The sequence below is a fragment of the Streptomyces sp. NPDC048290 genome, assembly GCF_040652095.1.
Classification (GTDB): Bacteria; Actinomycetota; Actinomycetes; order Streptomycetales; family Streptomycetaceae; genus Streptomyces.
In genome coordinates this window covers 35,751-56,682 of sequence record NZ_JBEZLM010000032.1, presented here as the reverse complement: position 1 = coordinate 56,682, position 20,932 = coordinate 35,751, and the positions used below count along the sequence as shown (strand labels likewise).

Annotated in this window: 21 protein-coding genes; 11 read left to right on the top strand and 10 right to left on the bottom strand. The window is 73.1% G+C overall.

From position 1 onward, the window contains the following. Nucleotides 1-73 precede the first annotated feature (73 nt). On the top strand, nucleotides 74-481 hold the full coding sequence (locus AB0D49_RS36980) for an ATP-binding protein (RefSeq protein WP_362766948.1): 408 nt from the start codon (nucleotides 74-76) through the stop codon (nucleotides 479-481). Nucleotides 482-485: 4 nt separating this feature from the next. On the opposite strand, the gene AB0D49_RS36975 is transcribed toward AB0D49_RS36980, so the two are convergent. After that, nucleotides 486-1,760, bottom strand: coding sequence for a M48 family metallopeptidase (locus AB0D49_RS36975; RefSeq protein WP_362766945.1), 1,275 nt, complete (start codon nucleotides 1,758-1,760; stop codon nucleotides 486-488). A 106-nt stretch (nucleotides 1,761-1,866) separates the two neighbouring features. Here AB0D49_RS36975 and AB0D49_RS36970 point away from each other — a divergent pair, with 106 nt between their 5' ends. Then, nucleotides 1,867-2,379, top strand: a complete 513-nt coding sequence (locus AB0D49_RS36970; protein WP_362766942.1) for a hypothetical protein — start codon at nucleotides 1,867-1,869, stop codon at nucleotides 2,377-2,379. On the opposite strand, the gene AB0D49_RS36965 is transcribed toward AB0D49_RS36970, so the two are convergent. The 3 genes from AB0D49_RS36965 to AB0D49_RS36955 are packed head-to-tail and all read right to left on the bottom strand — an operon-like array spanning nucleotide 2,371 to nucleotide 5,307. Next, on the bottom strand, nucleotides 2,371-2,667 hold the full coding sequence (locus AB0D49_RS36965; protein ID WP_362766939.1) for a hypothetical protein: 297 nt from the start codon (nucleotides 2,665-2,667) through the stop codon (nucleotides 2,371-2,373). The genes AB0D49_RS36970 and AB0D49_RS36965 overlap by 9 nt on opposite strands. A 27-nt stretch (nucleotides 2,668-2,694) precedes the next feature. Next, nucleotides 2,695-3,225 (bottom strand): hypothetical protein, encoded by a 531-nt coding sequence (locus tag AB0D49_RS36960; protein ID WP_362766937.1) that lies wholly within the window; start codon nucleotides 3,223-3,225, stop codon nucleotides 2,695-2,697. Between the two features lie 27 nt (nucleotides 3,226-3,252). Then, nucleotides 3,253-5,307: a bifunctional glycosyltransferase 87/phosphatase PAP2 family protein gene (locus tag AB0D49_RS36955; protein ID WP_362766934.1), complete on the bottom strand. Its 2,055-nt coding sequence runs from the start codon at nucleotides 5,305-5,307 to the stop codon at nucleotides 3,253-3,255. Between the two features lie 344 nt (nucleotides 5,308-5,651). Between AB0D49_RS36955 and AB0D49_RS36950 the strand changes: the two genes are divergently transcribed. After that, the gene (locus AB0D49_RS36950) at nucleotides 5,652-6,323 is read left to right on the top strand and encodes an O-methyltransferase (RefSeq protein WP_362766931.1); all 672 of its coding nucleotides are present in this window, start codon (nucleotides 5,652-5,654) and stop codon (nucleotides 6,321-6,323) included. 28 nt (nucleotides 6,324-6,351) lie between these two features. Here the strand turns inward: AB0D49_RS36950 and AB0D49_RS36945 are convergent, their stop codons facing one another. Continuing rightward, a complete protein-coding gene (locus AB0D49_RS36945; RefSeq protein WP_362766928.1) occupies nucleotides 6,352-6,744 on the bottom strand; it encodes a hypothetical protein in 393 nt (130 codons plus the stop codon). Nucleotides 6,745-6,882: 138 nt separating this feature from the next. On the opposite strand from AB0D49_RS36945, the gene AB0D49_RS36940 reads away from it, so the two are divergent. Then, entirely contained in the window at nucleotides 6,883-7,290 is a 408-nt protein-coding gene (locus tag AB0D49_RS36940; RefSeq protein WP_362766926.1) for a DUF1992 domain-containing protein, read from the top strand. Between the two features lie 48 nt (nucleotides 7,291-7,338). Here the strand turns inward: AB0D49_RS36940 and AB0D49_RS36935 are convergent, their stop codons facing one another. Further along, complete coding sequence (locus AB0D49_RS36935; protein WP_362766923.1) at nucleotides 7,339-9,402, bottom strand: MDR family MFS transporter; 2,064 nt, start codon at nucleotides 9,400-9,402, stop codon at nucleotides 7,339-7,341. Nucleotides 9,403-9,588: 186 nt separating this feature from the next. On the opposite strand from AB0D49_RS36935, the gene AB0D49_RS36930 reads away from it, so the two are divergent. Then, nucleotides 9,589-10,734: a peptidoglycan-binding protein gene (locus AB0D49_RS36930; RefSeq protein ID WP_362766920.1), complete on the top strand. Its 1,146-nt coding sequence runs from the start codon at nucleotides 9,589-9,591 to the stop codon at nucleotides 10,732-10,734. A 103-nt stretch (nucleotides 10,735-10,837) separates the two neighbouring features. Here AB0D49_RS36930 and AB0D49_RS36925 read toward each other — a convergent pair whose 3' ends face one another. After that, on the bottom strand, nucleotides 10,838-11,512 hold the full coding sequence (locus AB0D49_RS36925) for an HAD-IA family hydrolase (protein WP_362766917.1): 675 nt from the start codon (nucleotides 11,510-11,512) through the stop codon (nucleotides 10,838-10,840). A 230-nt stretch (nucleotides 11,513-11,742) separates the two neighbouring features. After that, the gene (locus tag AB0D49_RS36920; RefSeq protein ID WP_362766914.1) at nucleotides 11,743-12,324 is read right to left on the bottom strand and encodes a TMEM165/GDT1 family protein; all 582 of its coding nucleotides are present in this window, start codon (nucleotides 12,322-12,324) and stop codon (nucleotides 11,743-11,745) included. Between the two features lie 574 nt (nucleotides 12,325-12,898). On the opposite strand from AB0D49_RS36920, the gene AB0D49_RS36915 reads away from it, so the two are divergent. The 3 genes from AB0D49_RS36915 (at nucleotide 12,899) to AB0D49_RS36905 (ending at nucleotide 17,419) form a co-directional block, all read left to right on the top strand. Next, nucleotides 12,899-13,543 carry an HNH endonuclease family protein gene (locus AB0D49_RS36915; RefSeq protein ID WP_362766911.1) on the top strand — a complete coding sequence of 215 codons (645 nt, stop codon included), beginning with the start codon at nucleotides 12,899-12,901 and terminating at the stop codon, nucleotides 13,541-13,543. Nucleotides 13,544-13,634: 91 nt separating this feature from the next. Continuing rightward, a complete protein-coding gene (locus AB0D49_RS36910; RefSeq protein WP_362766908.1) occupies nucleotides 13,635-15,284 on the top strand; it encodes an alkaline phosphatase D family protein in 1,650 nt (549 codons plus the stop codon). A 248-nt stretch (nucleotides 15,285-15,532) separates the two neighbouring features. Next, nucleotides 15,533-17,419 (top strand): FAD/NAD(P)-binding protein, encoded by a 1,887-nt coding sequence (locus AB0D49_RS36905; protein WP_362767023.1) that lies wholly within the window; start codon nucleotides 15,533-15,535, stop codon nucleotides 17,417-17,419. Between the two features lie 62 nt (nucleotides 17,420-17,481). Here the strand turns inward: AB0D49_RS36905 and AB0D49_RS36900 are convergent, their stop codons facing one another. Further along, on the bottom strand, nucleotides 17,482-18,096 hold the full coding sequence (locus AB0D49_RS36900) for a superoxide dismutase family protein (protein WP_362766905.1): 615 nt from the start codon (nucleotides 18,094-18,096) through the stop codon (nucleotides 17,482-17,484). Between the two features lie 275 nt (nucleotides 18,097-18,371). Between AB0D49_RS36900 and AB0D49_RS36895 the strand changes: the two genes are divergently transcribed. Continuing rightward, nucleotides 18,372-19,004 carry a VTT domain-containing protein gene (locus tag AB0D49_RS36895; protein ID WP_362766901.1) on the top strand — a complete coding sequence of 211 codons (633 nt, stop codon included), beginning with the start codon at nucleotides 18,372-18,374 and terminating at the stop codon, nucleotides 19,002-19,004. Between the two features lie 95 nt (nucleotides 19,005-19,099). Here the strand turns inward: AB0D49_RS36895 and AB0D49_RS36890 are convergent, their stop codons facing one another. Then, the gene (locus AB0D49_RS36890; protein WP_362766898.1) at nucleotides 19,100-19,354 is read right to left on the bottom strand and encodes a DUF2277 domain-containing protein; all 255 of its coding nucleotides are present in this window, start codon (nucleotides 19,352-19,354) and stop codon (nucleotides 19,100-19,102) included. Nucleotides 19,355-19,458: 104 nt separating this feature from the next. Here AB0D49_RS36890 and AB0D49_RS36885 point away from each other — a divergent pair, with 104 nt between their 5' ends. Both AB0D49_RS36885 and AB0D49_RS36880 read left to right on the top strand, forming a co-directional pair. Next, nucleotides 19,459-20,382 (top strand): 2-dehydropantoate 2-reductase, encoded by a 924-nt coding sequence (locus AB0D49_RS36885; protein ID WP_362766895.1) that lies wholly within the window; start codon nucleotides 19,459-19,461, stop codon nucleotides 20,380-20,382. A 134-nt stretch (nucleotides 20,383-20,516) separates the two neighbouring features. Then, nucleotides 20,517-20,846, top strand: a complete 330-nt coding sequence (locus AB0D49_RS36880; protein ID WP_362766892.1) for a hypothetical protein — start codon at nucleotides 20,517-20,519, stop codon at nucleotides 20,844-20,846. The last annotated feature ends 86 nt before the right edge of the window (nucleotides 20,847-20,932 follow it).

Here is a 20,932-nt window from a genome sequence, read left to right as displayed (position 1 = left end):
AACCCGACCCACAGGGTGACGGGTTAATTCCAGTGAGTAGTCAGCGTAGCGACGCCGTCGCGAGCCTGGATGTGTGAACGCAAACTTCCCCCACCAGTACCGCATGAGCCTCACCGTCGCCGCGCACTCGGCCCGTCACATCCGCCGCATCATCCGGACGCTGCTCAAGGACTGGGGCATGGACGACCTGACCGACGCCACGCAGACGGCGACGACGGAGCTGATCTCGAACGTCGTACGCCACGTCCCCGACCACCACTGCACCGTACGGATCGCCCGCCACGAGACCGGCACCCGCGTGGAGGTGACGGACATGTCGTCCGCCGTCCCCGCCCCTCCCCGGACCCCTTCCCCGGACTCGGAACGGGGAAGGGGGTTGTTGCTGGTGGAGGCGGTGGCGGACAAGTGGGGCGTGGACAAGGTGCCCGGCGGTGGGAAGACGGTGTGGTTCGAGTGCCACCAGCGGACAGACCGCCCCTGACTCCTCAGCCCTCCCCGTCCATCCCGTCCCGGACGAGCACGCGCGCGACCTCCGCCCGCCCCTCGGACAGCTCGACGGCGATACGGCGCTCACGGTCGGCGTCCGGGAGGACCGTGGCGGGGACGGGCGTGGACCGCCGCAGCAGTTGGAGCCGCAGATGGGTCGGCGGGTGGGTGGAGTCCACGGCGTGGCCGCGCCGCGCACCGACCCGGCGGCGGCGCTCGTACTCGTGGCCGGGGATCTCGTCCATGCGGGCGGCGAGTTCCTCCCAGAGCCCGGCGCCGAGGTCCTTGTCACGCCCGGCCCGGCGGCCCCGCAAGCGGCGGCTGCTGATCTCACGACGCAGGGTGGTCCCGATGGACTCGGTGACGAGAAGCCGCTCCATCGCCCCGACGGCGGCATCGGAGGAACCGGCCCGCGCGGCGGCGGCGTCGGCGAGGTACTCGGCGCGCTGGGAGGCGCGCAGGGAGAGCAGGTCGAAGAGGTGCAGCAGGCAGATGACGAGGAAGCAGGGGACGGACAGCACGGCCCGGACGAGGAAGTCGAGCCAGCCGAGGCCGAGCGGCACGGGCCGGAGGTAGGAGTACCAGAGGATCAGGGACCGCTCCGCGGAGCCGACGACGACTCCTCGCCGGGTGTCGTTGTTGACGAAGTGCCCGAGTTCATGGCCGAGAATGGCGATCCGCTGGGGCACGGTGAGGGACTCCCAGAGCGGGAGCCCGAGGACGAGCATCCGCCGCCGGAGCCCGAGGGGAACGACACTCGCGTTGATGTCGGCGTCCAGGACGACGACATCGACACCCCGTGTCCCCACGGCCCGCCCGACCTCGTCGATCAGCGCGTACAGCGTGGGCGCGTCCGCCCGCTTCAGCACCACCGCGTCCTCGGGCACCCGCCCGAACCGGGGCCGCATGGACCAGGCGACGGCCAGCAGCAGGACCCCGCCGACCACGCCCCCGACCCCCCGTACGCCGACGAGCAGCCAGACCCCGCTGGCCGCGATGGCGAGCGTCACCGCGTGCACGACGAGCGCGAACCCGAGGGCCAGCACCCCGAACCCGTCCAGCCGGGCCCGCTCACCGCCCCCGGCGGCCATCTCGTCCAGCAGCCTCTCCCCGTACCGCCGCGCGAGCCGCCGCCGTACCCGCTCGACCCTCCCGTACCGCTCCTCGGTGTGCTCCGGATCGACATTCCACTCACACCCGGCACACCACACCGTGAACCGGGGATCGCCCTCGACCCCGGCCCCGCACTCAGGACACACCTGCCCGACCGCCATACCCCACCCCATCCGAACATGTGCGACCCGACGTGCACATGGCGAACTTATATAGCCCATGGGCGGTACATTCCGCATGTCCATTGCAACCAGATGAAGGACGAACGTGGGGACGCCTCGACCACAGCCCACCGCCCGCCACGCGACGAAGTCCCTCCTCCTGTTCCTCATCCCGTTCCTCCTCACGGCGGCGGCCTGCACGACGGCCCGTCCCGCCCCGATCGCCGCCCCCTCGCCCCCGACCACCCCTTCGACACTCCCCAGCGTCACCGCCACCGCCCCCGAACTGGACGCGGTACTGGGGGAGGAACTGGCCGGCCGCCGAGCCGGGACCAGCGGGAACGCCAGCGTGGACTACGCGGGCGGAGAACACGGCAAGGCCCTCATCGTGGCCGTGAGCTGCGCGGGCACCGGCACGATCGAGGTCACCCTGCCGGTCGCCGAGGCGTCCTTCCCCCTGAGGTGCGGCCACACCGAACCAGCCACCACCTACAACCAGTTCACGACACCGACGACCCACAGGCCCGGCACGGTGTCGGTGACCGCCCCGAAAACGGTCACCTGGGCCGTGACGATCGGCCGCGGCGAGCCGACACCACCGGAGCCGCCCTCACCATGACTCCGGCCACTGCCCCCCACCACACGTCAGCCGCAGCACCGCCGCGACGGCGAAGACCACCGGGACCGCGTACCACCACCCCTTGCGCAGCCACCCCGCCTTGACGAAGGCGAGGGTGAGCGCGGCCATGACGGCGGCGACGGCGAGGACGAGACCGGAGGCGAACTGGGAGTGCGCCACGGTCTCGCTGTCCCAGGGTCCGGCGGGCTCGGCCATGTACGCGAGGTAGAGGAAGTAGAGGGCCGGGACATGCCCGAGGGTGAGAACGGTCCCGCAGACGCGGCTCACCGCAGTGCCTCCCTGGCGTCGTCGAGATTACGGTCGAAGCCGCGACCGTCCCGCGAAATCCGCGAGCGTCCTGAAGTCCTCGTCCCGCAGGCCGATGCGGGGATTGACATGGTGGAGCAATGCCGGGCCCGGATGGTGGGTCGTCGTGAACGTGTGGTCGGCCGCGGACTGCTCGTCGTCCACCCAGGCGAACGGGCGGCCCGCCGCGTACGTGAGCAGTGGCTCGGACTTCCAGTGCACGCCGTCGGGGCGCTCGCGGAACAGGGCCACGCCGAAGTCGACGTACGGGAGGGTGGGCAGGCCGAGTATCGGGGCTATCCAGCGGTTGGCCAGGTTCATCCAGGTCGTGGCCCAGATCAGGTCGTAGTCGAGCGCCAGTAGTGCGGGGCCGTGGGCGGGGTTGAGCCAGACCCGTAGCGGGCGGGAGCCCCCGTTCTGGTGGGGGACCCGGATCGTGGTGTAGCCCTCCGGGCGTCGCTCGGGTTTTGCCGCGTAGGGGTTCAGGGGGCCGTCGACGTCGAGGAAGAGCAGGGGGCGGCGTCGCGCGGGTCCGTCCATCGGCTCCTCCTCGTCCCCGGGCCGGGGTTACTGTGCCCGGCCCGCCTTCACCATCGTCTCCGGTGTGCTCTCCGGTTGCTGTGCCGCAGCCGAGACCGTCCGCGCCCGAGGCCCCTGCACCAGCCACACCAGCCCGAAGCCGCCCGCCACCACCAGTGCGCCGCCCGCCGCGTCCAGGACCCAGTGGTTGCCCGTCGCCACGATCGCCGCGGCTGTCAGGAGGGGGTGCAGGAGGCCCAGGGCCTTCATCCAGAGTTTCGGGGCCACGACCGCGATCGCCACGCCGCACCACAGGGACCAGCCGAAGTGCAGGGACGGCATCGCCGCGTACTGGTTGGTGAGGGACGTCAGCGTGCCGTAGTCCGGCTGGGAGAAGTCCTGGACGCCATGGACCGTGTCGATGATGCCGAGGCCCGGCATCAGACGGGGCGGGGCCAGGGGGTAGGCCCAGAAGCCGATGAGGGCGAGGAGGGTCGTGATGCCCAGGGTGGAGCGGGCCCAGCGGTAGTCGACGGGGCGGCGCCAGTACAGGACCGCCAGGACCGTCAGGGGGACCGCGAAGTGGAAGGACGTGTAGTAGAAGTCGAAGAAGCCGCGCAGCCAGTCGAGTTTCACCACCGCGTGGTTGACGGTGTGCTCGATGTCCAGGCCCACCGCGCGTTCCAGGTCCAGGATCTGCCAGCCGTGCGCCTCGGCGCGCTCCCGGCCGCCGGATATCGTGCCGCCGGTCGCCGCGAGGCGGACCTGCTGGTAGGCCGCGTATGTGACGCGGATGAGGAGGAGTTCCAGGAGGAGGTTGGGGCGGGTCAGGACCCGTTTGAGGAAGGGGAGGAGCGGGACGCGGGCGAAGCGGGACGGGACCGGTCGCGCGTACTGGGTGGGGACCGGCGACCGGTAGTAGGGGGAGGTGCGGGAGAGGAACGGGACGACCGTCGCCGCCGCCAGCGCCGCCAGCAGGACCAGGTTGTCCCGCAGTGGATGCAGCGCCTCCATGTTCGGCAGCATCATCTTCGCCGGGAGGGTCATCACGAGGATCACCGCGACCGGCCAGACATAGCGGTCAGAGGCCCGCTTGCCGACCCGGCCCACCACCGCGAGCAGCAGCCACAGCAGCTGGTGCTGCCAGCTCATCGGGGCGACCGCGATGGCCGTACAGCCCGTGATCGCCACCGCCAGCAGCAGCTGTCCGTCGCGCGCGTAGCGCACCGCCCGGCGCAGGCCGACGGCGACGACCGCCGCGCCCAGCAGCAGGAACAGGGCTATCTCCAGCGGGCCGCTCAGACCCAGCCGCAGCAGCGCGCCGTGCAGCGACTGGTTGGCCAGGTCGTCGGCCGCGCCGCCGAGTCCGGTGCCCGCGAGGTGATGGACCCAGTAGGTGAAGGAGTCGTGCGGCATCGCCGCCCAGGCCAGCGCCGTCAGCCCGGCGAACGCGCCACCCGTGGTGACCGCCGCGCGCTTGCGGCCGGTGAACCAGAGCAGCGGCGCGAACAGCAGCACGGTCGGCTGGAGCGCCGCCGCCACTCCGATCAGCAGGCCGCTCGCCCGCTCACCGCGCACCACGAAGCAGCCCAGCAGCACCAGCAGGACCGGGATGATGCTGGTCTGGCCCAGCCAGAGCGTGTTGCGCACCGGGAGCGACAGCATCAGCAGACAGATCGCGACCGGCGCCGCGAACTGTGCCGCCCGCCGCCCCACCGGCTGCGGCAGCGCCCGCGCGGCGACCAGCCCGAGCACCGCCACCAGCAGCAGCGAACCCAGCGTCCAGCCCCAGCCGAGGGCCTGCTCGGCGGCGCGGGTGAGCGGCTTGAGGACCAGCCCGCCGAACGGTGTGCCGGTGAAGCGGGAGGTGTCGTAGAGGGAGCCCTCGACGTGCAGCACACCGTTGGGGCCGACCCAGGTCTCCAGGTCGGTGAGCCGCTCGCCGCGCGGGGTGCCGAGCACGACCGCCATCTGCCGTACGGCGAGAATCGCGGCCACGATCCACAGCCCGAGCCGCGCCAGCCTCAGCCGCGCCCCCGCCTCCCCCACGGCCGCCGCCCCGAACCCCTCCGCCGGTCGCCCGCTGTGCTCCGCATTCGCCACGCCTCGTCGGCCTCCCGCCCCGTCCGCCCCGCACGTCGTGTGCGCGGGATCTCCCTTGATGAACCCTGTGATGAACCCTGTGAGGTCCACCCTGTGGTGGACCCTGTGCGGTCCACACCGCCCCGGAGAGAGACGCAGGCTACCCCTGATTCACCTGACGTCCGCTCGTCTTTTGTCCGGATGACGATACTGGCGCCGGGGTTCGCTCTCTCCGGCGGGAAGGGGCGCAGCTCACACCGACGCGCGGCAGCGGCAGGGGGGCGGCACGCGGGCGGTCCCGGCGGACCGATAGCGGACACTGAGCACTGACAGTTCAGCAGAGAGTGACGAGAGGGAACCATCGCATGAGCGACACGCAGACCACCTGGGACGCCGTGGACGACTACTTCGCCGCCCGCCTCGCCCCCGTCGACGAGACCCTCGCCGCCACCGTCCGGGACAGCGACGCCGCCGGGCTCCCGCCGATCGCCGTCTCCGCGCCCCAGGGCAAGCTGCTCCAGTTGCTCGCCCAGATCCAGGGCGCCCGGACGATCCTGGAGATCGGCACGCTCGGCGGCTACAGCACCATCTGGCTGGGCCGGGCCCTGCCCTCCGACGGACGGCTGGTCACCCTGGAGTACAGCGCCCACCACGCCGAGGTCGCCCTGCGCAACCTCGCCCGCGCGGGCCTCGGCGACCTGGTCGACGTCCGGGTCGGCGCGGCCCTGGACACCCTGCCCCGGCTCGCCGACGAGAACCCGCCCCCGTTCGACCTGGTCTTCATCGACGCCGACAAGGTCAACAACCCGCACTATCTGGAGTGGGCCCTGAAGCTGACCCGCGCGGGCAGCCTGATCGTCCTCGACAACGTCGTACGCGGTGGCCGGGTCGCCGACGCCGACAGCACCGACGACGGCGTCCGCGGCACCCGCGCCGCGATCGACCTGATCGCCGAGCACCCGCGGCTGACGGGGACGGCGATCCAGACGGTCGGCACGAAGGGGTACGACGGGTTCGCGCTCGCCCGGGTGAGCTGACCCATGGGGTGGGAGGCGGCGGGGCCCGTCAGCTCTCGTGGTAGAAGCCCACGTTCACGCTGCGCGCGGCCGTCCGGTCCTGGATGACCATCTCGCCGTTGCCGCCCCGGGGCAGCGTCACCGAACCGCCGTAGACCAGGGGCTGCGCGTACTCCCCGACGATCAGCCGGACCTCCGAGGACGGCTCCGCCTGGGAACCGCGCAGCCAGGTCACCTGCCACGCCCCCTCGGGGCCGCACAGGAACTCCAGATGCACCCGGGAGACGAACAGCCAGTCCTCCGGCGACACCAGCCGGCACACCGACGCGTCCCGTCCCACCCGCAGGACCGCCCCCGGCTCGCTGGGCGCGTCGGCCATCTGCATACCGGCCGTGGCACCCGAGTCGGCCCCGGCGACGGTGGCCATGGTGAGTTCGAGCACGTGCGCTCCCCCTGAATGCGGCTCGACCGGCCCGCCGAACGGCCCGGTACGAGGAAACTGCGTGTGCGGCGGTCCCGTTGACCGGCCGACGCCGCATGATAAATCGCCCGGCCGGACGGCGTCCGGCACACTGGGTTCATGACCGAGCGAAAGCCCCCTGGAGTCAGCTTCGAGTCCTGGACCGACCAGCAGATCCGCGCGGCCGAGTCCCGCGGCGACTTCGCCCGGCTCGCGGGCGCGGGCAAGCCCCTGCCGAGCGAGGTCGAGGCGCCGTACGACGAACTGTGGTGGATCAAGCGCAAGATGGCCCGCGAGGGCCTCGCCGTCCTGCCGCCCGCGCTCGCCCTGCGCAAGGAGGCGGAGGACGCCCTGACCGCCGCGCTCACGGCCCCCTCCGAGTACCGCGCCCGGAAGATCCTCGACGACATCAACGGCAAGATCCGCACCATGATGTTCCGCCCGCCGCCCGGCCCTCCGCTGGGGATGAAGCCGTACGACGTGGAGGACGTGCTGCGGCGCCGCCGGGAGCGGACCGGGGAGCAGTAGGCCGACGGTTCCTGCGGTTCCTGCGGTTCCTGCGGTTCCTGGGGGCGGTCAGGCGAAGTGGTCCCGTTCCGGCCCCTCCCCGGGCTGTTCGCTGCGCGCCCCGCACAGTTCCTCGTTGAGTTCCTTCACCAGGTGGACCAGGTCGGTGGGGCGGTCCGGGCCCCACCAGTCGCCGAGGAGGTCGGTGAGGGACGCCTCGCGGGCCGCGGAGAGGCGCTCGGCGACCCGCTCGCCCTCGGGGGTGAGCAGCAGGTCCAGGCCCTGGCGGTCGGCGAGGCGGCGGGTCTCGATCTGCCGGGCGGCCTCCAGGACCACGGTCAGCGGGACCGGGCCGCGCTCGGCGAGGCGCCCGGGTTCGACGGAGCCGTACCGTTTCATCCGCAGCAGCATCCAGCTCGCGGCGGGCTGGAGGTCGTAGCCCGCCCGTGCGGTGATGTCCCGGTAGATCTCCCGGCGGCCCTCGCGGGTGCCCAGCACCGACAGGGCGCGGCACACCTCGTCGTACGAGGAGCGCTCGACGGGGTTGCTGGCGAGGGTCTGGGTGACGTCCGGGGCGGTGACGCTGGCGCGCAGCCGGTCCTCCTTCAGGAACCAGGACAGCACGAAGCCGAGCAACGCGACCGGGGCCGCGTAGAGGAACACATCGGTGATGGACGAGGCGTAGGCGTGCAGCGCGGCGGGGCGCAGGGCGGCGGGGAGTTCGGCCAGCACCCGCGGGTCGCCCTTCAGGGCGCCGACGGAGACACCGGGCGGCAGCGGGACGCCCCGGAAGGCGTCGGTGAGGCGTTCGGTGAGCCGCGCGGCGAAGATCGCGCCGAACACCGCGACGCCGAACGAGGCGCCGATCGAGCGGAAGAAGGTGGCGCCGGAGGTGGCGACGCCGAGATCCTCGTAGGCGACCGCGTTCTGCACGATCAGCACCAGGACCTGCATGACCAGGCCGAGTCCCAGGCCGAAGACGAAGAAGTAGACGCTCATCAGGCCGGTCGGGCTGTTCTCGTCGAGCTGATGCAGAAGCAGCAGCCCGAGGGCGGTGATTCCGGTCCCGGCGACCGGGAAGACCTTCCAGCGGCCGGTGCGGCTGACGATCTGCCCGGAGGCGGTGGACGCGAGCAGCAGCCCGACCACCATGGGCAGCAGATGCACCCCGGACAGGGTGGGCGTGACGCCCTGGACGACCTGGAGGAAGGTCGGCAGATAGGTCATCGCGCCGAACATGGCGAACCCGACGATGAAGCTGATGACAGCGGCGAGCGTGAAGGTCCGGATACGGAACAGCTTGGGCGGCAGTACGGGTTCGGCGGCCCGCCGCTCCACCGCCACGAACACCACCGCGAGCAGCACCCCGGCCACCGCGAGGCCGATGATCTGCGGGGAGCCCCACGGCCAGGTGGTGCCGCCGAGCGAGGCGACCAGCACCAGGCAGACGGCGACGACGGCGATCAGGAACGTACCGAGGTAGTCGATGACGTGCTTCTGCCGTTTGCGCGGGAGATGCAGCACGGTCGCGATCACGATCAGGGCGACGATCCCGATGGGCAGATTGATGTAGAAGACCCAGCGCCAGCTCAGATGCTCGGTGAACACCCCGCCGAGCAGCGGTCCGAGGACGCTGGAGGCGCCGAAGACGGCACCGAAGAGCCCCTGGTAGCGCCCGCGTTCCCGGGGGGAGACCAGGTCCCCGACGATCGCCATCGACAGCACCATCAGCCCGCCGCCGCCGAGGCCCTGGAGGGCGCGGAAGCCGATCAGCATGGGCATGTTCCGGGCCAGTCCGCACAGCGCCGAGCCGATCAGGAAGATCACGATCGCGATCTGGAACAGCCGCTTCCGTCCGTACTGGTCGCCGAGTTTGCCCCACAGCGGGGTCGCGGCGGTGGACGCCAGCAGATAGGCGGTGACCACCCAGGAGAGATGGTCGAGGCCGCCGAGGTCGCTGACGATGGTGGGCAGCGCGGTGGAGACGATGGTCTGGTCGAGCGCGGCGAGCAGCATCCCGAGGAGCAGTGCGCCGATGGAGACCAGCACGCTCCGGGACACCTGTCCGTCCCCGTCCACCGGCGCCGGGACGGTCCCCTCGGTGCCGGTCACTCCCTGCGCATCGCCGGCCATCCGACCTCCCGGGCTCCCGCCGACCGTCGTGTCCCACTCGTTACCCCCTCCATCGTGGTCGGTGTGGAGGGTTATGGCCTGTCGAGTCCGTTTGGAATGTGTGATTCCGCCATTGATCCAAGACCTTGCGGGAATCCACCTCCACGAGATCTGCATAATTCGTGAAGTCCGATGGGGAGGGAACACGTGGCCGACACGGAGGGCCGGGGAGACCGGGAGGACCGGGAGGGCAGGGGCGACCGGGAGGACCGGGAAGTCCAGGAGGGCTCCGCGGTGCCGACCGAGCCTGTCGCGAGGGACACGGCGGACGACTCGGGGGTCGTGGTGGACGCGGGGCCCGTGGCGCCCCTGGTGTCCGAGAGCACCGGTGCCGCTCCGCAGGAGCGTCGCTGTCCCGAGTGCGGCGCCGGACGGGGGCCGGACAACACCCCGTCGTGCGCCTGTGGCCCCCTCGCCTCCGACGCCCTCCGCGACGCCCGTACGGCGGAACAGGCCGCGGCGGAGGACTTCGACCCGCTGCGCATCCGGCCCTACATCGACCTCACCGGCACCGCGCCCGCACCGCCCCGGCAGGGCCCCGCCGCCGACCCCGACGCCACGATGGCGCTGCGGACGGTGGCGGTGCCCCTCCCGCGCCCGGGACACGTGGAGGCGTTCGAGGCCGACGCACCCGAGACCCCGGCACCTCCCCCGGCGCCACCCGCACGGCGGTCCCGGCGCCGCAAGGGGCTGCTGATCGCGGCGGGCGGCGCCGCGGTGAGCGTGCTCGCCGCGGCCGGGTTCGCGAGCGGACTGCTCTCGTACGACAAGCCCTCCCGGGACACCGCGATGCCGGACGAGATACGGGAGGCCGTGCCGGACGCGCGGACGACCACGCCCTCCCGGACACCGGGCCCGCGCTCGGCGCCACCGCCGTCCGCCGTGGAGTCCCCGTCGGCGTCCGCCTCGTCCAGCCCATCGCCGTCCGCGTCCGCGTCCCCGTCCGCGTCGGACACGGACCCGGCCCCCACGCCCAGCGCCGACCCGACGTCCAGCCCGACACCGACCACGACGACCACACCGGACGACGATCAGCTCGGCGGCGACGGGGGCGACGACGGCGATCCCGTGGCGGTGCTCCGCCGGGGCGACCGGGGCCCCGAGGTCACCGAACTCCAGCAGCGCCTGGCCCAACTGCGGCTCTACAACGGCCGGGTGGACGACCACTTCGGCCGGGACCTGGAGAACGCGGTGTCCACGTACCAATGGGCCCGGGGCGTCCGGGCGACCGAGTGGGGCGTGTACGACGCGGCGACCCGGGAGTCACTGGAAGGGGAGACGTCGGAACCGTAGCCTCCGGCGAGAGCGGTCGGCTCCGGCAGGAACCGGCGCCTCCGGCGGGAACCCGTGGCCTCCGGCGGGAGCGGCAGCCCCGGTCCTCGCCCGGACACACCCCCTACCCCACCGCCACCTGCACCCATCCCCCGCCGACCGCGGTCACCCGCACGCCCCGCAGGTCCGGCACCACCACATCAGGTCCGTAGCGGCCCGCCCGGGGGCCGACGCCCACCACCCGCATCCCCGCGGCGCGCCCCGCCTCGATACCGGCGGACGAGTCCTCGAAGACCACGCAGTCGCCGGGCGCGGCCCCCAGTTCCGCCGCGCCCTTCAGAAAGCCCTCGGGGTCCGGCTTGCTCGCGCCGACCGACTCCGCGGTCACCCGGATCTCCGGCAGCGGCAGCCCCGCCGCCGCCATCCGCGCGGTGGACAGCGCCACGTCCGCCGAGGTGACCAGGGCGTGCGGCAGCCCGGCCAGCGACGCCATGAACTCCGGCGCGCCCGGGACCGGCACGACCCCGTCCAGATCGGCGGTCTCCTCGGCCAGCAGCCGCGCGTTGTCCGCGAGGTTGTGCTCCGTCGGCCGGTCGGGCAGCAGCAGGGCCATCGAGGTGTGGCCCTGTCTGCCGTGCACCACCTGCATCACCTCGTCGCCGTCCAGGCCCTGCCCCTCGGCCCAGCGGCGCCAGACGCGTTCCACGACGGCATCGGAGTTCACCAGCGTGCCGTCCATGTCGAGCAGCAGGGCGCGGGCGGTCAGCAGGGTCGGCGAGGCGGGGTCGGTGGCGGGCATCGGCAGCTCCAAGCGCGGGACGGAGAGGGCGCGGGGACAGAGAAAGGCGGCCCCGCCCGCCGGTCAGGGAAAACGGGCGGAGCCACTTTGTTTCTATACGGTACAAAACAAATCCGGCATCCCGCCAGTGCCCCGGAAGAATCGAACGGAGACTTCACTCACCGTTCAACCGGGTCAGCCCGGCCGACCCGGCCGGTGAGGTCCGCTCAGCCGACCCGCCCGACCCGGCCTCACCCCGCCACCGCCTCCCACAGGCTCCAGATCCCCAGCGCCGCCATGACCAGCGCCGCCACCCGGGTGATCAGCCGCAGCGGCACCCGCTTCATCAGCGCCTTGCCGCCCACGATGCCGAGCCCGGCCACCGCCCACAGCGCCAGTACCGCGCCGAGGCCCACGGAGAGCGGGTCGTCGTACCGGGCGGCGAGGTTCGCCGTCATGATCTGGGTGAGGTCGCCGAACTCGGCGACCAGGATGAGCATGAATCCGGCGCCGGACACCTTCCAGAAGGACTGGTCCTCGGGCTTGCGGACCTCCTCCTCGCCGTCGTCCTTCTTCCACAGCAGCATCGCGGCGCCACCGAGGAAGAGCACACCGGTGATCGCCGAGACGAGTTGCTGGGGGAGCAGGGTCAGGACGCTGCCCGCCGCCACGGCGAGCGCCACATGGACGGCGAACGCCGCCGCCACCCCGACGAAGACGTACGACGCCTTGTAGCGGGTGCCGAGGACCAGCCCGGCGAGCGCGGTCTTGTCGGGGAGTTCCGCGAGGAAGACGACGCCGAAGACGACGGCCGTCACGGTCAAGCTGATCAAGGGTTCCTCAATCGGTCGGGGCCACCCCACCGAGAGTGCGTCACCTCACGCGCAAGACACCTCGGCACGGCAGCACACGCGGAGCCCGTGCCGTACGGCACGGGTGTGCACTGCTTGCCGAAGGTCTCGCTGGCGGATCACGGCCGGGTGGGCCGGGTCCCGCCTCCGGGCGCCGGCTCGGCCCTCACGGGCTGAGCAGTATGTCGACGGTCCGGCGAAGAGCTACTCCCCTTCTGCGCCGTCCATCGTACGCGACGGCTTCCCGGCCGCCCGGGTGACGAACGCCACGCCGGGCGGGACGGCGGACCCCGGACCAGGGAGCGGCGGACCGACCTCCGTCGCCGTACCAGCGGCGACACGCGCGAACCCCCGTCACCGGTGCCCCGCAGCGGCGCGCCCGGCCCCCGCTCCGCGCACCGGGGCGCGTCCGTGGCCCCCGGAAAGTTCCCCGTGAATCTTGTCGTGTCATGCCCGCGTCACTAGCTTCTCACCGGACGAACACCCGTACGCAACACCGCCCCGACAGCATTCCCTCGCCCGAACGCCACCACCCCCACATTCCCAGGGAGTTCGCATGCCCAGGCTCTACGCGCGTCGACTGCTCAGCACCGTCGCCGCGGCCACCGCCCTGATCTCCGGCGCGGCGCTGTTCAACGCCCCCACCGCCGCCGCCGCGCTGCCCACCCCGGTCAGCGCCGCCACCGCCCGCACCTACCTCGCCTCCCTCACCGTGGCCACCGAGAACCGCACCGGCTACAACCGGGACCTCTTCCCGCACTGGATCACCCAGTCCGGCACCTGCAACACCCGCGAGACCGTCCTCAAGCGCGACGGCTCCAACGTCGTCACCGACTCCGCCTGCGCCGCCACCAGCGGCAGCTGGTACTCGCCCTACGACGGGGCCACCTGGTCCGCCGCCTCCGACGTCGACATCGACCACCTGGTGCCGCTCGCCGAGGCGTGGGACTCGGGCGCCGGTTCCTGGACCACCGCCCGCCGCCAGTCCTTCGCCAACGACCTCACCCGCCCGCAGCTCATCGCCGTCACCGACAATGTGAACCAGGCCAAGGGCGACCAGGACCCGGCCACCTGGATGCCGTCCCGCACCGCCTACCGCTGCACCTATGTGCGCGCCTGGGTCCAGGTGAAGTACTACTACGGCCTGTCCGTGGACACCGCCGAGAAGTCCGCGCTCACCAGCTATCTGAACGCCTGCTGACCCCACCCGGCCCTTTTGTGGCGCGGAACCTCCCCGCCGGCCCCGGTCGTTCCGTACCGTACGGGGCGACCGACGAGAAGGCGGCGATGACGTGGCGGAACTGCGCCTGGGACCACTGCTGAGGTACGCCGACGGCACCTCGGCGACCGTGTGGGTCGAATCGAGCCGTCCGTGCACCGCCGAGGTGCGCTGCGCGGACGGCTCCTCGGGTGCCTCCCGCACCTTCCAGATCGCGGGCCACCACTACGCGCTGATCCCGGTGACCGGTCTGACGCCGGGCACGACGACGCCGTACGAGGTGTTCCTCGACGGGGGCCGGGTGTGGCCGCTGCCCGGCTCGCCCTTCCCGCCGTCCGCCGTGCGCACCCCGGCCGCCGGGGACACCGTGCGGGTGGCGTTCGGGTCCTGTCGCTGGGCCGCGCCGCCGGTCGGCGAGGCGGACCCGGTCGGTCCTGACGCGCTGGACACGCTGGCCTCCCGGATCGCCGCCGACCCGGCCGCCGACCGTCCGGACGTGCTGCTGCTCCTCGGCGACCAGGTGTACGCCGACGAGACCTCCCCGGCCACCCGCCGGTGGCTGGCCGCCCGCCGCGAGCTGACCGACCCGCCGGGCGACGAGGTCGCGGACTACGAGGAGTACACCCGGCTCTACTACGAGTCCTGGCTCGACCCGGAGGTGCGCTGGCTGCTGTCCACCGTGCCGTCCTGCATGATCTTCGACGACCACGATGTGATCGACGACTGGAACACCTCCGCCGCCTGGCTCGCCGACATGCGCGCCACGAGCTGGTGGCGGGAGCGGCTGCTGAGCGGGCTGATGTCGTACTGGGTCCATCAGCATCTCGGCAACCTCTCCCCCGCCGAACTCGCCCACGACCCGCTCTACGACTCCGTGTGCGCCACCCCCGACGGCACGGACGCGCTGCGCGCCTTCGCCGCCGAGGCGGACGCCGATCCGGCCGCCGTGCGCTGGAGCTACCGGCGCGACTTCGGCCGGGTCCGGCTGCTGATGGTCGACACCCGCGCCGCCCGGGTGCTGGACGAGGAGCACCGCGCGATGCTCGACCCCGGCGAGGCGGACTGGCTGCGCGCCCAGACACGGGACGGGCGGGGGTCGTACGACCATCTCCTGATCGGCACCTCCCTGCCCTGGCTGCTGCCGCATCTGGTGCACGACGCCGAGGGGTGGAACGCGGCGCTGTGCCGGGGCGACAAGGGCCCGCGCTGGGCGCGGTTCGGGGAGAAGGTGCGGCGGGCGGCGGATCTGGAGCACTGGGCGGCGTTCCCGGCGTCGTTCGAGGCGCTGGCCGCGCTGATCGCCGAGGCGGGCTCGGGTCCGGACGCCCCGGCGACGGTGTGTGTGCTCTCCGGCGATGTCCACCACGCCTATGTCGCCGAGCCGGAGTGGCCGCGGGGCGCCGGGCCGGACGCGCGGGTGCTCCAGCTGACCTGTTCGCCGGTGCACAACTCCATCCCGCTGTCGATCCGGGTCGGGTTCCGTTTCGGGTGGAGCCGGTTCGCCCGGGTCCTCGGGCGGCGGTTCGCCGGTCATGGCGGTATCCCGCGCCCGTCGATCGACTGGCGCAAGACGGGCGGCCCGTGGTTCGGCAATCAGCTGATGACGCTGACCCTGCGCGGCCGGGCGGCGGCCCTGCGCCTCGACCAGGCCAAGGAGGGCGAGGGGAGCGGGAGTACGGCCCGGCTGGTCACCGTGCAGGAGTCGGTGCTCACGGAGCGCTGACGGCGGGCGTTCGCCAACGGTGACGTGTGGGGCGCGCGTTGGCTTCAGTGACGAGCGACGGCATGATGAGGCGGTCCGTCCGCTTCCGGTGGTCGTACGCATCACCCCTGGTACGCACCGCCCTTGCTCCACTGCGCCCCATACGCCCGGGAGTCATTCTTTTGTCTATCGCGAACGCGGAGCCGTCCCCCACGTCACCGACCCCGGCGTCCGCCGCCTCCCCCGTTCCCTCGCTCTCCGTCGCCCTGGTGGGGGCGGGTCCGCGCGGCACGAGTGTGCTGGAGCGGCTGTGCGCCTCCGCGCCGGAACTCCTGCCGCCCGGCACCGGGCTGACGGTCCATGTGATCGACCCCGCGCCGCCCGGCGCCGGACGCGTCTGGCGGACCGGACAGTCCGGGGAGCTGCTGATGAACACCGTGGCCTCCCAGGTGACCCTGTTCACCGACGACAGCGTGGACTGCTCGGGCCCGGTCCGCCCCGGCCCCAGCCTCCATGAGTGGGCGGCGGGCGCCCTGGGCCCGGACGCGTACCCGACCCGCGCCCAGTACGGCCGCTATCTGGAGTGGGTGTTCGCCCGCACGGTCCGCGAGGCCCCGGCGGGCGTACGGGTCGAGACCCACGCGGCACGGGCGGTACGGCTGGACGACGACCCAGGCGCCGGTGGCGGCCAGTCGCTGACCCTGGACGACGGGCGGGTGCTGACCGGGCTGAGCGCGGTCGTGCTGGCCCAGGGCCATCTCCCGGCCACCCCGACCGACGAGGAGCGGCAGCAGACGGCGTACGCCCGTGAGCACGGGCTGTGCCATGTCCCGCCCGCCAACCCGGCCGATGTCGACCTGTCCCCGCTGGCCCCCGGAGAACCGGTTCTGCTGCGCGGGCTCGGGCTGAACTTCTTCGACCACACCGCCCTGCTCACCACCGGCCGCGGCGGCCGTTTCGTCCGCGAGGGCACCGGACTGCGCTACCTCCCCTCGGGTCGCGAGCCACGGCTGTACGCCGGTTCCCGGCGCGGAGTGCCGTACCAGGCGCGCGGCGACAACGAGAAGGGCCCGTACGGGCGCCACCGCCCGCGCGTGCTCACCCCGGAGGCCGTCTCGGGCCTGCGCAAGCGCGCCGACTCCGGGGACCCGCCGGACTTCCTCGCCGAGATATGGCCGCTGATCGCGAAGGAGGTGGAGACGGTCTACTACGGGACGCTGCTCGCGGACGGCGGCGACGAGTTCACCGAGCGGTGGCTCGGTGTCCCCCACGGCGACCCGGAGGAGGCGCGGCTGCTGGACGCGTTCGGGGTGGCCGAGGGCGCCCGGTGGTCCTGGGAGCGGATCTCCCGGCCGTACGCGGGCCGGCGGTTCACGGACCGGGGGCAGTGGCGGGCGTGGCTGCTCGGGCGGCTCCGCGCGGACGCCGCCGAGGCCGCGCGGGGCAATGTGCGCGGACCGCTGAAGGCCGCTCTGGACGTGCTGCGCGATCTGCGCAACGAGATACGGCTCGTGGTCGATCACGGCGGGCTCGGCGGCGCCTCCCGCCGCGACCATCTCGACCGCTGGTACACCCCGCTCAACGCCTTTCTGTCCATCGGCCCGCCCCGGCGCCGGATCGAGGAGCTGGCGGCGCTGGTGGCGGCGGGGGTGGTGGAGGTGCTGGGTCCGCGGCTTGAGGTGCGGTGCGCGGACGGGGCGTGGCTGGCCCGCTCCCCCGACGTCCCGGGCTCCGAAGTGCGGGTGACCTCGCTGGTGGAGGCGCGGCTGCCGGAGCCGGAGCTGCGCCGCACCGCCGACCCGCTGCTCGCCGGGCTGCTGGGCACGGGACAGTGCCGTACCCATGTGGTGGACGGCTACGAGACGGGTGGCCTGGATGTGACGGAGCGGCCGTACCGGCTGCTGGACCGGCGGGGCGCGGCCCATCCCCGGCGGTTCGCGTTCGGGGTGCCGACGGAGGGCGTGCACTGGGTGACGGCGGCGGGGGCGCGACCGGGCGTGGACTCGGTGACGCTGTCCGACGCGGACGCGGTGGCGCGGGCGGTGCTGCGGGCGGCGGTGACGGATGCGGCGGTGGCGGATGCGCCGGTGACGGTCCAGGAGGGCGGGCGGGTGGTGTCCGCCGGTGGGGGTGCGCGGGTGGCGCCTCGCCCATGACGGCGGGCGGGTGGCGCCTCGCCCGTGAGGTGCGGCGAGGCGCGTTCCGCGCGCGGGACCGCTCAGGCCGTGCCCGTCACCCAGCCGAACGGCACCGTGAAGCAGCCCACCCGGGTGCCGTGGTTGCCGGGCTGGGAGTGCACGATCACGGAGGCCGCGTCACCGCGCCGGAAGCCCCAGTCGTGGTGGGCGCGGGAGCCGCCGGAGCCGGAGCGGTCGGCGGTGAAGTCGAGCCAGACCTCGTTGTCGGGGTTGGCGTCGGCGGGGTCGTCGGACGGTACGTGCTGGTAGTGGCCGCCCGCCGCGGTCGGGTCGGTCCCGCACGGCTTGCGGTGCACATGGACGCCGTAGTCATGGCCGGGCTTCATGCCCTTGACCTGGAGCTTGACGGTCGTCGCCCCGTTCGGCGCGGTGTCCTGCGCCACCTCGATCCAGGCCCCGGCGGGCACCAGCTCGGTGTCGTACGTCAGCGCCGCCGACGGAACGAGGGCGGACGGCGGCGCGAAGTGGGCGGCGGTACGCATGACATAGCCCTGCTCACCGCCGGAGGCGGAGGGTGCTGAGGGTGCTGAGGGTGCTGAGGGTGCTGAGGGTGTGGACGGCTGGTGCGCGCCGGCGCCGTACGCGCTGCCCGCGCCCGTGATCAGCATCGCCGCGGCGACGGCGCCGGCACTCATCCCTGAGAACATGATCGGTACTTTCCTTGCCTTCGGCCCATCTCCGGGCGGTCCCCCCAGTGTTCCCTGTCCCTACCGTTGCTACGGGAGGCGCGAGCCGCCCGCCCGTCGGGGCGGGGCAGGTGGGTGAACGAAATGTGCCGAACACCCGAGCCCCCCGTGAATCTCCCGTCACACCCCCGGCGTACGCTGTATGGCTGTCAAGGCCGCTCCTGCCGTTCCCTCGCGACACCGCGGCACGGTCCGGTCCACGGGGGGAGACTCGGGGAGTCCGGTTGTTCGAAAGTGTGGGGGCGCTGGCCGCCAGCCCCTGGATCTACGTGCTGGTGGCGCTCTCGGTGCTGCTGGACGTGTTCCTGCCGGTGCTGCCCAGCGGGGTGCTGGTCATCATGGCGGCGACGGCCGCCGCAGCCGGGTGCGGGGCGGCGGGCGACGACGTGTCGGCGTACGCGCCCTCGGTGCTGGGGCTCACCCTGTGCGCCACCACGGCGTCCGTCCTCGGCGATCTCGCCCTCTACCGGCTGGCCCGGCGCGGCGGCGAACGGCTGGACCGGGCCATCGCCCGCTCCCGGCGGCTGACCACCGCGACGGAACGGCTGGGCCTCGCCCTCTCGCGCGGTGGCGGTGCGCTGGTGGTGCTGGCGCGGTTCGCGCCCGCCGGGCGGTCGGCGGTGTCGTTGATCGCCGGGGCCGCGCATCGCCGGGTCCGTGACTTCCTGCCGTGGTCCGCGCTGGCGGGCCTGTCCTGGGCGACATACAGCGTGGCCCTCGGCTACTTCGGCGCGCAGTGGCTCGGCGCGACCTGGCTGGCGACGGGGGTGTCGGTGCTGGCGCTGTTCGGCGCGGGCGGGGTCGCCGGGTTCCTGATGCGCCGGGGGCCGGAGGCACGGGCGAGCGAGGCGGGCTGAGGGGGCGGGCGGGCCGGGTCCGGTTTCGGGTTCCGAGTCCGTGTCGGGGTTCGGGTGCCTGTCCGGTTCCGGGCCCCTGTCCGGGTCCGGCGGGGCTATGCCGCCGGGGTGGGGGCCGTGGCCACCGACTTCGTGGCCGTACCGCCGCGGATCTCCAGGCCGTCCAGCAGGTCCGCCGTGGCCTGGGCTATCGCTTCGACGGCGGCGTCGAACACCTCCTGGTTGTGCGCGGCGGGCGCCCGGAAGCCGGACACCTTGCGCACGTACTGGAGGGCGGCGGCCCTGATCTCGTCTTCCGTCGCCTCTTCGGGCAACGCGGGCGGGCGGAGGGTCTTGATGCTGCGGCACATGCCCCCAGTGTCCCGCCCCGGCCGCCCCGGCGCACGGAACCTGCGATGATCCCCCGCGAGGCGGCCACCGGCAACCGGGGCCGACCGGCGAGAGGGGCACAGCCATGGCAAGGGAGCCGCAGGAACGGTCGGAGGGCGTGGGGACGGTCGCCGTCCTCGGACCCGGTGGGGTCGGCGGGCTGCTCGCCGCGCTGCTGGCGCGGGCCGGGCACCGGGTGATCTGTCTGGCCGGGGAGGAGACCGCGCGGGCCCTGCGCACCACGGGCCTCCAGGTCCGCAGCGCCCTCTTCGGCGACTTCGCGGTCCGGGTCGAGACCGACACCGTGCTGCGCGCACCGGTCGACGCCTGTCTGATCACCGTCAAGCACACCGCGCTGGACGCCTCGCTGACCCGGGTGCCGCCGGGGTCCGTGGGCGACGCGCTGCTGGTGCCCTTCCTCAACGGGGTCGAGCATCCCGCCGTGCTGCGCGCCCGCTACCGGCCCGACCGGGTCGCCCCGGCCGCGATCCGCGTGGAGTCGACCCGGACCGCGCCCGGCGAGATCGTCCACGGCAGCCCGTTCGCCGAGATCGATCTGACCGGCACCGGGGTGCCCCGCGCCCGGCTGGACGCCCTGGCCGCCGCGCTGACCGCCGCGGGCCCCGTCACCCGGGTCCTGGCCGACGAGACGGCGGCACTGTGGGCGAAGCTGTCGTTCCTGGCGCCGCTCGCCCTGCTCACCACCCGCCACCGGGTGCCGGTGGGCGAGATCCGCGCCCGCCACCGCGCCGAGCTGACCGCGCTGGTCGCCGAGACCGTCGCCGTCAGCCGGGCCTGCGGCGGCCCCGGCGACCCGGCCGCGACGCTGGCCCGCTACGACTCCTTCCCGGCGGCCACGAAGTCCTCGATGCAGCGCGACGCCGAGGCGGGCCGTCCGCTGGAGCTGGACGCCATCGGCGGCGCCCTGCTCCGGGCCGCCGCCCGGCACGGCATCCCCGTACCGGTGGCGTCCCGCCTGGTCGAGGAGTTGGAGGGGCGGAGGCGCTGACGCCTCACTCACCTCACCCGCCTCACCCATCTCACCCGCCCCACCTCCACTAGAACACTCATTCGACACACCCGTTCGAGCGAAGCCCGAGAAGAGGCTCGCTTCGCAAATTCGAACAGGCGTACCATTACCGCGTGGCGACGACCTATGACTTCCCTAGCGACCTTCTCGCCGGTCAGGAGGAGCTGCACCAGGTCCGGGCCGAGCTGTCGGCCCTGCTCAAGCGGCTGCCCTGGTCGGTGGAGCCTCTCGACGGCTTCAGCGACGACACCGGCTGGCGGCGGATAGAACGCCCCGCCAGCCCCGGCTGGAGCCCCGACGACCAGGCGGAGATCGACAAGCTCCGGCGCCGCGAGCACGAACTCGCCGTCTTCGTCACCACCCACCGCTACTGGTCCGCCTTCACCGGCTCCGACCAGGTGGACGCCCGGATGCAGCTGAAGCACGCGCACGGTCCGTCATGACCCGCGGCGGCGTACCGTCCGCCGTCCGCCGACCCGAGCGGGCGATCCTCGGCCCGGCGAGCGGATGCGCCGAACCGGCAACCACC

What these genes read in the sequence shown, in the direction of transcription:
- AB0D49_RS36975 (WP_362766945.1), bottom strand. Translation starts at nt 1,760, where the DNA reads ATGGCGGTCGGGCAGGTGTGTCCTGAGTGCGGGGCCGGGGTCGAGGGC.
- AB0D49_RS36960 (WP_362766937.1), bottom strand. Translation starts at nt 3,225, where the DNA reads ATGGACGGACCCGCGCGACGCCGCCCCCTGCTCTTCCTCGACGTCGAC.
- AB0D49_RS36950 (WP_362766931.1), top strand. Translation starts at nt 5,652, where the DNA reads ATGAGCGACACGCAGACCACCTGGGACGCCGTGGACGACTACTTCGCC.
- AB0D49_RS36940 (WP_362766926.1), top strand. Translation starts at nt 6,883, where the DNA reads ATGACCGAGCGAAAGCCCCCTGGAGTCAGCTTCGAGTCCTGGACCGAC.
- AB0D49_RS36935 (WP_362766923.1), bottom strand. Translation starts at nt 9,402, where the DNA reads ATGGCCGGCGATGCGCAGGGAGTGACCGGCACCGAGGGGACCGTCCCG.
- AB0D49_RS36925 (WP_362766917.1), bottom strand. Translation starts at nt 11,512, where the DNA reads ATGCCCGCCACCGACCCCGCCTCGCCGACCCTGCTGACCGCCCGCGCC.
- AB0D49_RS36915 (WP_362766911.1), top strand. Translation starts at nt 12,899, where the DNA reads ATGCCCAGGCTCTACGCGCGTCGACTGCTCAGCACCGTCGCCGCGGCC.
- AB0D49_RS36900 (WP_362766905.1), bottom strand. Translation starts at nt 18,096, where the DNA reads ATGAGTGCCGGCGCCGTCGCCGCGGCGATGCTGATCACGGGCGCGGGC.
- AB0D49_RS36890 (WP_362766898.1), bottom strand. Translation starts at nt 19,354, where the DNA reads ATGTGCCGCAGCATCAAGACCCTCCGCCCGCCCGCGTTGCCCGAAGAG.
- AB0D49_RS36885 (WP_362766895.1), top strand. Translation starts at nt 19,459, where the DNA reads ATGGCAAGGGAGCCGCAGGAACGGTCGGAGGGCGTGGGGACGGTCGCC.